At 77.0% G+C, this 11,563-nt stretch carries 9 protein-coding genes; 3 read left to right on the top strand and 6 right to left on the bottom strand.

Going from position 1 to position 11,563, the window contains the following annotated elements:
* On the top strand, window positions 1–1,216 hold a 1,216-nt coding region (locus tag HLB09_RS07640; RefSeq protein WP_212770719.1), incomplete at its 5' end, for an alpha/beta hydrolase family protein.
* A 27-nt stretch (window positions 1,217–1,243) separates the two neighbouring features.
* On the opposite strand, the gene HLB09_RS07635 is transcribed toward HLB09_RS07640, so the two are convergent.
* From HLB09_RS07635 to HLB09_RS07620, 4 genes are all read right to left on the bottom strand, one after another.
* Window positions 1,244–1,732, bottom strand: coding sequence for an SRPBCC family protein (locus HLB09_RS07635; RefSeq protein ID WP_171202799.1), 489 nt, complete (start codon window positions 1,730–1,732; stop codon window positions 1,244–1,246).
* Between the two features lie 67 nt (window positions 1,733–1,799).
* Window positions 1,800–2,612 carry a dihydrofolate reductase family protein gene (locus tag HLB09_RS07630; RefSeq protein WP_171202798.1) on the bottom strand — a complete coding sequence of 271 codons (813 nt, stop codon included), beginning with the start codon at window positions 2,610–2,612 and terminating at the stop codon, window positions 1,800–1,802.
* 8 nt (window positions 2,613–2,620) lie between these two features.
* On the bottom strand, window positions 2,621–3,106 hold the full coding sequence (locus tag HLB09_RS07625; protein WP_322790067.1) for a SufE family protein: 486 nt from the start codon (window positions 3,104–3,106) through the stop codon (window positions 2,621–2,623).
* Entirely contained in the window at window positions 3,103–4,011 is a 909-nt protein-coding gene (locus HLB09_RS07620) for a sulfurtransferase (RefSeq protein WP_171202797.1), read from the bottom strand. Before HLB09_RS07620 ends, HLB09_RS07625 begins: the two co-directional genes overlap by 4 nt.
* 278 nt (window positions 4,012–4,289) lie before the next feature.
* On the opposite strand from HLB09_RS07620, the gene zapE reads away from it, so the two are divergent.
* Together zapE and HLB09_RS07610 are read left to right on the top strand one after the other, a co-directional pair.
* A complete protein-coding gene (gene zapE, locus HLB09_RS07615; protein ID WP_171202800.1) occupies window positions 4,290–5,321 on the top strand; it encodes a cell division protein ZapE in 1,032 nt (343 codons plus the stop codon).
* A 118-nt stretch (window positions 5,322–5,439) separates the two neighbouring features.
* The gene (locus tag HLB09_RS07610) at window positions 5,440–6,864 is read left to right on the top strand and encodes a Tat pathway signal sequence domain protein (RefSeq protein WP_171202796.1); all 1,425 of its coding nucleotides are present in this window, start codon (window positions 5,440–5,442) and stop codon (window positions 6,862–6,864) included.
* Window positions 6,865–6,957: 93 nt separating this feature from the next.
* Here HLB09_RS07610 and treZ read toward each other — a convergent pair whose 3' ends face one another.
* Both treZ and treY read right to left on the bottom strand, forming a co-directional pair.
* Window positions 6,958–8,757, bottom strand: coding sequence for a malto-oligosyltrehalose trehalohydrolase (gene treZ / locus HLB09_RS07605; RefSeq protein ID WP_171202795.1), 1,800 nt, complete (start codon window positions 8,755–8,757; stop codon window positions 6,958–6,960).
* A gap of 123 nt (window positions 8,758–8,880) precedes the next feature.
* Window positions 8,881–11,340 carry a malto-oligosyltrehalose synthase gene (treY, locus tag HLB09_RS07600; protein WP_344553891.1) on the bottom strand — a complete coding sequence of 820 codons (2,460 nt, stop codon included), beginning with the start codon at window positions 11,338–11,340 and terminating at the stop codon, window positions 8,881–8,883.
* Window positions 11,341–11,563: the final 223 nt, after the last annotated feature.

Genomic DNA, 11,563 nt, shown 5'->3' with positions numbered 1-11,563 from the left:
GGCGCGGGTGGCGGCCTGGAGCGGGGCCGGCGCCGTCGCGGCGACGTCGCTGGCGGCCGCCGCCGTCTCCGGGCTCGCCGCCTTCTTCGTCCGGCAGGTGGTCAGGCCCGTGCACGAGCGGCCGGACGACGTCCGGGTCCTCGCGGTGGACCTCGAGGGCGCCGGGCCGGACGGGCCCGTCGTCACGGTGACGGCCGACGCGCAGCACCGCGCCCCCGGCCGCTACGTCCTGCTCCTCGACGGCGGGCGCCGCGCGGCGCAGGTCGGCGCGGTGGTGCGCGAGGAGCGGGGCGCCGTCGTGCGCGAGCTGCTCACGTCGCCCGAGGGCGGCCTCGCGCCCGGCTCCGCCCGCTGGAGCGGGACCGTCCACGTCGGCGACCCGACGTCGGCGCTCGGCCTCGCGCACGAGGACGTGCGGGTCGCGACGCCGCTCGGCGGACTCCCGGCCTGGTTCGTGCCGGCCGCCCGCGGGCGCCGCGACGAGGAGGGGGACGCTGCCGGGCCGACCGGGCGAGCGGGGGGCGAGGTCTGGGCCGTGCTCGTGCACGGCCGCGGCGCCACGCGCGAGGAGTGCCTGCGGGCGGTGCCGCTGCTGCACCGCCTGGGGCTGCCGTGCCTCGTGCCGGCCTACCGCAACGACGCCGACGCCCCGCCCGAGTCCGCGGGCCACTACGGCCTGGGCGACACCGAGTGGCTGGACGTCGAGGCGGCCCTGCTCCACGCCCTCGACCACGGCGCGCGGGAGGTCGTCCTCGTCGGCTGGTCGATGGGCGGGGCGATCGTCCTGCAGCTGGCCACGCGGTCGTGGACCGCCGACCGTGTCCGCGCCGTGGTCCTCGACTCGCCGGTCGTCGACTGGCGCGACGTGCTCGAGCACGCGGCGCGCCGCAACCGGCTGCCCTGGCCCGCCGGTCGCCTCGGCATCGCCATGCTGGCCCGGCCGGAGGCGCGGGCGCTGCTCGGCGTGAGCGCCCCCATCGACGTCTCCCGCCTGGACTGGGTCGTCCGCGCCGACGAGCTGCGGCTGCCCGTCCTGCTGCTCCACGCCGCCGACGACGACGTCGTCCCCATCGGGCCCTCCCGGCGGCTCGCGGCCGCCCGGCCCGACCTCGTCGTCTTCCGGGACTTCCCGGGAGCGCAGCACACCAAGGAGTGGAACACCGACCCCGAGCGCTGGGAGCGCGAGGTCGCGCGCTTCCTGCTCGAGCACCTCTGACGCCGGGCGGCCCGGCGGGCAGGGACGTCAGCCGGCCCCGGTGGCCGACGAGCGGCGCTCCAGGTGCGCCGCCAGCGCCCGCAGGCGACGGCGCGTCTCCCAGCGGAACGCGGCCAGGGCGACGGGCTCGACGACCCGGCGCAGCGCCGCGGGCCGGCCGGTGAAGGTCAGGGTGTAGACGACGTCGCTGCGAGGGCGGCCGTCGACGGGCGCCCCGGGGCGGTGGCGGATCGAGGCCGCCCACCTCGCGAAGAACGGCGAGCGGCCCACCAGCACGACCGCCGCGAGCGTCGGCCGGCGGAACGTCACGTACCGGGTGCGGAAGGTCAGACCGCCGAGGGTCCACCGCGCCGAGCAGACCGCCTCGACGCCCTGGGCGGGGGGCGCGTCGTCCACCGTCCGCGCCTCGCGCAGCAGCGTGTCCCACGTCAGCCGTCGTGGGTAGTCGTGCACGAGGTCGAAGGCGTCCTCCACGGACGCCGGCACGGTCTGCGTGATGGTCGCGTGGGCGGTCACCCGGAGATCGTGGCACCGCCGCGCACGTCGCCCGCGGCGGCGGCCCCGACGACGTCAGCGGCCGGCGTCAGCGGCGCACGAGCCACCGGCCGAGCAGGGTGCCGCCGCCGTCGTCGGCCAGCAACAGCGACGCCAGGTCGAGGTGGGCGGTGAGCGCGGGGCCGACGAGGGCCCGCGGGCCGCTCCCGGCGACGAGCAGCGGCGACGTCGTGAGGCAGAGCTCGTCGAGCAGGTCGGCGGCCGCGACGTCGCGGAGCAGCGCGGGGCCGCCCTCGCAGAGCACGCGCCGCAGGCCCCGGTCCGCCAGCGCGGCCACGGCGGCCGCGAGGTCGACGTCGTCGTCCCCGGCGACGACGACGCCGTCGTCGCCCAGCACCGCGCGCAGCCGGCCGAGCACGTCGTCGCCCGTGCTCGCGCAGATCACCGCCAGCACGGCCCCGCCGTGGTCGCGCCGGGCGAGCGCCGCGTCGGGCAGTCTCCCGGAGCGGGTGACGACGGCGAGCGCCGGGGCCGGCGCCTGCCCGAGGCCGGCGCGCCGGGCGGCCAGGGACGCGCGCACGCGCAGCGGGCCGTAGCCCTCCGAGCGCGCCGTCCCCGCCCCGACGAGCACCACGTCGGCGAGCGAGCGCAGCAGGACCAGGACCCGGAGGTCGGTCGGCCCGGAGATCGAGCGGCTCGAGCCGTCCGCGCCGGCGGCGGCGCCGTCGAGGGTGGTGACGAGGTTGGCGCGGACCCGGGCGTCGCGGCCCGGCTCCGGGAGGTCGTGGGCGTAGAGCGCCGCGAGGTCGTCCTCGGCGTCCGGGGACGCCGCACCCCCCGCCGCCGGCGCCACCTCGCGGGGGGCGCCGAGCGACGGGGGGTGCAGGAGCCGCAGGCCCACGCGCGCCGTCAGGCGGCCGTCGACTCGCGGACCTGGCGCTGGATGCGGCCCAGCATCCCGGTCATGCCGCGCAGCCGCAGCGGGCTGACGGCGCGGTCCAGGCCGAGGCGCGAGCAGACGTCGCCCGGGACGTCGAGGACCTGCGCGGCGGGCAGCCCGTCGAGCCCCTCGGCGAGGATGCCGGCGAAGCCGCGCGTCGTCGGCGCCTCCGCGGGGGCCGAGAAGAACAGGTGCACGGTGCGGTCGGCGTCGTCGTCCACCTCGGTGAGCAGGAAGATCGGCGACTGGCACTCCGGCACAGGCTCGAGCAGCTCGGGGTGGTCGGCGTACCGCGGCGGCAGCGCCGGCAGGCCACGGCTGAAGTCGAGGAGCAGCTGCAGCCGCTCGGGCTCGCTGACGGCGTGGAAGTCCTCGACGATCTCGGCCAGCGCCGGCGGCAGGCCCTCGGCGGGGCCGCCCGTGCCCGCCGCGCCACCGGTGGTCGCGGCGGTCACGAGCGCCGCGCCGGGGCGTCGCCGGGCTCGGAGCCCGTGGCGATGGGCACGCGCACGGCGTTGCCCCACTCGGTCCACGAGCCGTCGTAGTTGCGCACCTTGTCGAAGCCGAGCAGGTGGGTGAGCACGAACCACGTGTGCGAGGAGCGCTCGCCGATGCGGCAGTAGGCGATGACGTCGTCGCCCGGCTGCAGGCCCTTCTCGCCCGTGTAGATGGCCTCGAGCTCGGCCCGGCCCTTGAAGCGGCCGTCCTCGGCCGCCGCGCGCGCCCACGGCACCGACTGCGCGGTGGGGATGTGGCCGCCGCGCAGGGCGCCCTCCTCGGGGTAGGCCGGCATGTGCGTGCGCTCGCCGGTGTACTCCTCGGGGGAGCGGACGTCGACGAGCGGGCCGTTCCCGAGGTGGGCGAGGACGTCGGGCGCGAAGGCGCGCACCTCCTCGTCGCGGCGCTCGACGACGGGGTAGTCCGTGGGGGCCGGCGACGGCGCGTCCGTCGTCATGGGGCGGTCCTCGGCCAGCCAGGCGGCGCGTCCGCCGTCGAGGAGCCGGACGTCCTCGTGGCCGAAGAGGGTGAAGACCCACAGCGCGTAGGCCGCCCACCAGTTCGACTTGTCGCCGTAGACGACGACGGTCGAGTCGCGGCTGATGCCCTTGGCCGACATGAGCCGGGCGAAGGCCTCGCCGTCGACGTAGTCGCGGGTCACCGGGTCGTTGAGGTCGGTGTGCCAGTCGACCTTGACGGCGCCGGCGATGTGGCCGGTCTCGTAGAGCAGCACGTCCTCGTCGGACTCCACGACGACGAGGCCCTCGTCGCCGAGGTGGTCGGCCAGCCACGCGGTGGTGACGAGGCGCTCGGGGTGGGCGTACTCGGCCAGGGCCGGGCTCGGGTCGGTGGGGACGGGCACGGGGCTCTCCTCGGGATCGCACGAGTCGGTCGCTGTCGTGGTCGTCGCGGGCCCGCGCGCGGGGCTCTCGCCGCCGCGGGTGGTCGCGGTCCGCGTCCTGCTCACCGGGGAACACCTCGGGAGCGGCCGGATCTTCCCGCACCGGGAGACCGGCCGCAGCCGCGCCCACGCTGCGGACGGCGGCGACCCGCCTAGGGTCGTGGCCCGTGACGACGACGACCGGGGAGCCGGGGAGCGAGGACCGCGCGAGCGAGGGGTCGGCCGGGCGGGACGCGGGGGTGGGGTCCCTCGTGGGCCGCGAGCCGCAGCTGGGGCGCGACCGGCTCGTCGCCGAGCTCGTGCCCTCGCCGCGCTTCGCGGACGTCTCGTTCGCCTCCTACGAGCCCTCACCCGACGAGCCCTCGCAGGCGGCGGCCGTCACCGAGCTGGAGGCCCATGCTGAGCGCGTCCGGGACGCCCAGGCGTCGCGCGGCCAGAAGGAGGGCGGCCTGCGGCGGCTGCTGCGGGGGCGCCCGACCACCCCGCAGGGCGCGCCCGGCGTCTACCTCGACGGGGGCTTCGGCGTCGGCAAGACGCACCTGCTCGCGGCGACCTGGCACGCCGTCCCCGGGCCGAAGGCCTTCGGCACCTTCGTCGAGTACACGAACCTCGTCGGCGCGCTCGGCTTCGCCGAGGCCGTCCGGGCGCTCTCGCCCATGACCCTCGTCGCCATCGACGAGTTCGAGCTCGACGACCCGGGGGACACCGTCCTCATGGCCCGCCTGCTCCGCGAGCTCGTCGACGCCGGCGTGCGGCTGGCGGCCACCTCGAACACCCTCCCGGGCTCGCTGGGGGAGGGGCGCTTCGCCGCCGACGACTTCCTGCGGGAGATCCAGGCCGTCGGCAGCAACTTCGACGTCGTGCGGATCGAGGGCGAGGACTACCGTCACCGAGGCCTGCCCGACCCGCCCCCGCCGCTGCCCGACGACGAGCTCGAGGCCCGCGCCCGCGCGGTCGGCGACGGGGCCGTCCTCGACGACGTGGACGCGCTCATCGACCACCTCGCCCGCGTGCACCCGAGCCGCTACGGCGCGCTGCTCGACGGCGTCACGCACGTCTTCTGGCGGGGCCTGCGCCCGCTCGCGGACCAGAACGTGGCGCTGCGCACGGTCGTCCTCGCCGACCGGATGTACGACCGCTCGATCCCGCTGGCCGTGTCGGGCGCGAGCCTCGCGGACCTCTTCACCCCCGAGATGCTCGCGGGCGGCTACCGGAAGAAGTACTCCCGCGCTCTCTCGCGCCTCACGTCGCTCGCCCGCGACGGGGCCTGAGCCCCGCGCCCGCGACAGGAGCCCGGGAGCCCGGGGACACCCTCCTTGACCCTCCCGCCGCGGCGGGTGAGAGTGCCGTCGCGGGCGACGAGGGCGTCGCCCTCGAGGAGGAGACGACGTGGACGAGCACCGCACCCCGACCCACGACCCGCGGCGCGCCCCGAGCCGGCGGGCGGTCCTGGCCGGCGCCACCGGCGCCGGAGCCCTGGCGCTGGCGGTCGCCCCGGCCACCGGGGCCGCAGCGGCACCGCCCTCGGTGGCGACGCCCTCGCTGCGCCGCGCCGGCGCGCGCGCCCTGGACTTCCTCCAGGTCATGTCCGACGCCTACCCGGCGGCGAACGGCGACGGCCCGGTGCTGGCGCAGAGCTACTCCGACCAGAACGGGCTCTTCAGCACGGCCTTCGTCTACGACGAGGCGCTCAGCATCTGCGCGGCGCTCGCCACGGGCACCGAGCGGGGCGAGGCCCTCGCGCGCCGTCTCGGCGACGGCCTGCTGTTCGCCCAGGGGAACGACCCCGCGTACGACGACGGCCGGCTGCGCCAGGCCTACAACGTCGGCCCGTACGTCTTCTACGACGGCGTCCCGCAGCCGTACGGCCTCCGGCTGCCGGACGGCACCGCGAACATCGGCTTCCAGTTCGGCTTCCTCGGCACCGCCGTCGGCGACATGGCCTGGCCCGGCATGGCGCTCGTCCAGCTGCACGAGCGCACGGGGGAGCAGCGCTACCTCGACGGGGCGCTCGCCGTCGCCCGCTGGATCACGACGAACGCCCGCAACGACGGCGCGCTCGGCGGCTTCTCCTTCGGCGTGACCGCCGGGGACGAGCGGATCCCCAACGTCTCGACCGAGCACAACGTCGACTGCGTGGGCTTCTTCCGCCAGCTCGCCGCGGCCACGCGCGACCGCTCCTGGCTCGAGGAGGCCGACCGGGCCCGCGCCTTCCTCGGGCGCGTCTGGGAGCCCGACGGCGGGTACTTCTACACGGGGAGCGACGACGGGACGACGGTCAACACGGACCCGCTGCCGCTCGACCCGCAGGCGTGGAGCTGGCTCGCGCTGCGCGAGGGCCGCTACGCCCGCGCGCTCGACTGGGCCGGGCAGGCGCTCGCCGTGACCGACGACGCCGCGCAGCCGCTGAGCCAGCTGCCCGACGGCGTCCGCGTCTCCGGGGTGACCTTCAGCTCGGCGTCGCTCACCTCGACCGCGGTCTACAACGGGCTGACGGTGGACCCGCAGGGGGTGTGGCTCGAGGGCACCGGCCAGCTGGCCACGGCCTACGCCGACCGCGGCCGCGGGCAGGCGGACGCCCGGCGCGCCCGCGGCCTGCTCGGGCAGATCACGGTGGCCCAGGACCTCGTGGGGCAGGACCAGACGGTCGGCGGCGCGCCGCTGCCGGCGGACTCCGGCGTCGTCGCGGCGACGAGCGTGCTCGACACCGGCTTCGGCTTCGCCTACTTCCAGTCGCAGCACATCGGCGCCACGGCGTGGTTCCTCATGGGCGTCGAGGGCGCCAACCCCTTCGTGCGCGGGGGCCTGCGCTGAGGTGCTGACCGGGGACCCTCGGTGGCCCGACCGACGTCGGGCACCGGGGACGTCCGGCGGCCCGGGGACCCGGGCCGCCGGACGCCGCCCACGTCAGCGCAGCCGGGCCACCGCGACCGCGTGGGCGGGCAGGCGGACGACCTCGCCCTCCAGGGCGACCTCGCCGTCCTCGGCGTAGGACGCGACGAGCTCGGCGCCGCTCTCGCCCTCGACGCCGGCTCCTCGCTCGAGCGGCACCTCCCGCGCCCGGTCGGAGAGGTTGACCGCGACGCGGAAGGCCCCGCGGACGAGCACGAGCCAGCCGGCGTCCTCGTCGCCGACGACGTCGAGGCTCGGCGAGCGGCCGAGGACGTCGTCGCGCAGGTCCCCCTCGGTGGCGCGGAGCTCGAGCAGGCGGCGGTGCCACGCGAGCAGCGCCGCGCCGCGCCCCGACGTCGGCTCGTCCCAGTCGAGCACCGAGGCGTCGCGGGTGGCCGGGTCCTGCGGGTCGGGCACGTCCTCGGCGTCCCACCCGTGGGAGGAGAACTCCGAGCGCCGCCCCGTCCGCACGGCCTCGGCGAGCTCGGGGTCGGGGAAGTCGGTGAAGAACTGCCACGGCGTGCGCGCGCCCCACTCCTCGCCCATGAAGAGCATGGGGGAGAAGGGGCCCAGGAGGACGAGGGCGGCGCTGCCGGCGAGGACCCCGCCGGGCAGGGTCGCCGACGGGCGGTCGCCGGTGGCGCGGTTGCCCACCTGGTCGTGGTTGGACGTGTACGCGACGAAGGAGCCGCCGCGGTGGCGCGTCGGGTCGACCGGCCGCCCCCAGACCTGCTCGCGGAAGGGCGAGTACGTGCCGGCGTGCCAGAAGGCCCCCGTCATGACGGCGCGGACGGACTCCAGCGAGCCGAAGTCGACGTAGTAGCCCTGCCGCTCGCCGGTGACGAGGGCGTGCACGGCGTGGTGGACGTCGTCGGCCCACTGCGCCTGCATGCCGTAGCCGCCCTCGACGGCGGGCTCGACCATGCGCGGGTCGTTGAGGTCGGACTCCGCCACGAGCGTCAGCGGCCGCCCGACCTCGTCGGACAGGTCGGCCGCCCGCAGCGACAGCTCGGCCAGCACGTGGACGGGCGAGTCGTCGACGAGGGCGTGGACGGCGTCGAGCCGCAGGGCGTCGACGTGGAAGTCGCGCAGCCAGCGCAGCGCCCCCTCGACGACGAAGGCGCGCACCTCCCGGGCGCCCGGCGCGTCGAGGTTCACCGCCGTGCCCCAGGGCGTCTCGTGCTCGTCGGTGAAGTACGGGCCGAACTCGGGCAGGTAGTTCCCCGCCGGGCCCAGGTGGTTGTAGACGACGTCGAGGCAGACCCCGAGGCCGCGGGCGTGGCAGGCGTCGACGAAGCGCTGCAGCGCCTCCGGCCCGCCGTAGGGGTGGTGCACGGCCCACAGGTCGACCCCGTCGTAGCCCCACCCCCAGCGGCCCGGGAAGGCGGCGACGGGCAGCAGCTCGACGACCTGGACGCCGAGGTCGACGAGGTGGTCGAGCCGCCCGACGGCCGCGTCGAGCGTGCCCTCGGGCGTGAAGGTCCCGACGTGGAGCTCGTAGAAGACGGCGCCGCGGCCGTCGACGCCCGGCCACGCCCCGTCCGACCAGGCGAAGCGCGAGGCGTCGAAGACCCGGCTGGGGCCGTCCGGGCCCTCGGGCTGCCAGGCGCTGCGCGGGTCGGGGCGCGCGGGGCCGCCGTCGAGGGAGAAGGCGTAGTCGGTGCCGTGGCCGGCGTCCTCGACGGTCGCGGACCACCACCCGCCCCCGGAGGCGTCCATCGTGACGCGGCGGCCCCCCTCGGCCGGGGCGCCCGAGGCGCCGACGGCGACCTCGACGCCGGTGGCGTCGGGGGCCCAGACGGTGAAGACGTGCACGGGGTTCCTCCTGCGGCAGAGCCGGTGACGGTGGTGCGCGTGACGGTGGTGCGCGTGACGGTGGTGCTCGTGACGGGGCCCGTCCGCGGGGGACGGGCCCCGGCCGGGGGTGGGAGGCGTCGGTCAGGCCTCGACGAGGAGGGCGACGGGCAGGTCGGCGAGGACGTCCGCCAGCCGGGCGGCGCCCGGGGCGTGCTCCCGCCCGGTGAGCACGTCGCGCCAGGCCCCCGCGGTCGTCGCCGGCAGCGTGAGCGAGTGCTCGCCCCACCCGCCGTAGCGGGCGAGGGCGTCGGGCAGCCGCGTGGCGACGGTGACGGCGCGCGGTGCGCCGTCCTGCGTCCGCGCGAAGGCCACGGCGGAGCCGCTCGACGTCGGCAGCGGCGCGTAGCCCGTCCCCGCCCCCGTGAAGGCGGCCGCGAGGTCGCGGCGCACGCGCAGCGCCCGCGAGGTGACGAGGAGCTTCTCCTCGTCGAGGTCGCGGGGGCGCGCCCCGCCGTCGAGGCGCTCGAGCAGCGCGCTGCGCCGCGCGTAGTCCACCGGCCGGCGGTTGTCGGGGTCGACGAGCGAGCGCTCACCGACCTCGGTGCCCTGGTAGACGTCGGGCACGCCCGGCATCGTCAGCTGCACGAGCTTCTGCCCGAGCACCGCCGAGCGGGCCGCCGGCGCGGTGGCGGCGACGAAGGCGCCCACCCGGGCGAGCACGTCCTCGTCCCCGAGGACGCCGGTGGCGAAGTCGGCGACGGCCTGCTCGTACTCCTCGTCGGGGGCCGTCCACGTCGTCCGGCGCTTCGCCTCCTTGACGGCCTTCTCGAGGTAGGCCAGCAGGCGCTCGGCGGAGATCGGCCCGCCGGGGCCGTCCGCGCCGGCCGGCTCCCACGTGGCGACGAGCGTCTGCCACACGAGCATCTCGGTGGGCCCGTCGAGGAGGGCCGAGCGGTGCTCGGCCGCGGCCTGCCGCCACAGCGCGAGGGCCTCGGCCCAGGCCGCGGGCACGCCCGAGACGACGGACAGCTGCACGCGGCCGTCCTCCGCCCGCTTGGTGTCGTGCGTGGACAGCGTCGTCATCGTCGTCGGCCAGTGCTCGGCGATCCCCGCGCAGAAGGCGTGGAACTCCTCGGGCGAGACGCCGAAGCGCTCCGGCGCGCCGCCCACCTCGTTGAGGCTGGAGAGGCGGAACCAGCGGTAGAAGGCCGTGTCCTCCACGCCCTTGGCCATGACCGGCCCGCACGTCTGCTGGAAGCGGACGACGAGCTCGGCCCGCTCCGCCTCCGCCGTGCGACCGGCCGAGCCGGCCTCGCGGCCCAGCAGCAGGTCGCGGACCACCTCGAGGGTCTCGTGGCGCTCGGGCGCGAGGTGCGCCCGGGCGACCTCGACCGCCTCGTCGAGGACGTGCGCGGCCTCGGCCGGCGCCGCCTCGCCGGGCACGACGTAGGCCCGGTACCGGGGGAAGGCCACGAGCAGCTCGGTGACGACCTCGGTGAGCCCGCGGCGGGTGTGGTCGCGCAGGAGGACGTCGGCGTGGCAGATGCCGCTGAGGAGGTCCACGAGCCGGTGCACCTCGGTGTAGAGGTTCTCGGCGACGACCTCCCGCTTGGCCTGCTCGACGACGGGCCCGAAGTCCGCCGGGTCGCCGGTCACCTGCGTGAAGAGCGCCGTCAGCGGCGCCTCGCCCGCCGGGTCGACGAAGAGCCCGCCGACGCGCAGCAGCGCGTCGTAGCCCGTCGTCCCCGCGCACGGCCAGTCGTCGGGGAGCTGCTCGGAGCCCTCGAGGATCTTCTCCACGACGACCCACGCCCCGCCGGTGCGGTCCGCGAGGCGGCGCAGGTACTCCCGCGGGTCGGCGAGGCCGTCGGGGTGGTCGATCCGCAGGCCGTCGAGCTCGCCCGTGCGGAGCATCTCCAGCAGCAGCGCGTGCGTGGCGTCGAAGACGCCCTCGTCCTCGACCCGGACGGCGGCGAGCGTGTCGACGTCGAAGAAGCGCCGGTAGTTGAGCTCCTCGTCGGCCACCCGCCAGTGGGCCAGGCGGTACCACTGCGCCTCGACGAGGCGGTCCATCGGCAGCGCCTCCGTGCCCGGGCGCACGGGGAAGACGTGGTCGTAGTAGCGCAGCAGGGGCTCGTCGCCGCTCGTGTCGAGCTGGAGCTCCCCGGCGGCCAGCACCTGGCCGATGCGCGACCCCAGCACGGGCATGAGGAGGGCGTGGTCCTCGGTCGACCAGTCGACGTCGAACCAGCTGACGTAGGGGGAGTACGGGCCGTCGCGCAGGACCGACCACAGGACGGCGTTGGCGCTCGCCGGCGTGGGCACCGCGACGTGGTTGGGCACGACGTCGGCGACGGCCGACAGCCCGTGCTCGCGCAGCGCCGCGACCATGCGGTCGAAGGCCTCCCGGCCGCCGGCCTCCTGCGACAGGCGCGAGTGGTCGACGACGTCGTAGCCGTGCGTCGAGCCCGGAGCCGCCTGCAGCACGGGGGAGAGGTAGGCGTGCGTGACGCCGAGGCGCGCCAGGTACCCGGCGACGCCGGCGGCGTCGTCGTAGGTGAACTCCGGCTGCACCTGCAGCCGGTAGGTCGACGTCGGCACCGTCCGGCCCGGGCCGGGGCGGTGCTGGCGCGCGGCCGTCGCGGCGTCCCGGTCCTCCCGCTCCCGCGGGGCGGCCGAGGTCGAGGGGGCGGGGCTGGGGGCGGCGTCGGGCGCGCTCACTTCGCGTCCCCCCGGGCGCCCTCGACGACGGCGCCACGTTCGAGGTCCAGGACGACCTCGGCTTCACCGGCGCCAGCGAAGAGTGGGACATCCGCTGACCCAC

The sequence above is a fragment of the Pseudokineococcus marinus genome, assembly GCF_013004605.1.
GTDB classification, from domain to species: domain Bacteria; phylum Actinomycetota; class Actinomycetes; order Actinomycetales; family Quadrisphaeraceae; genus Pseudokineococcus; species Pseudokineococcus marinus.
Note: the sequence above shows the minus strand (reverse complement) of the source record. Positions and strands in the feature narration are given on the sequence as shown.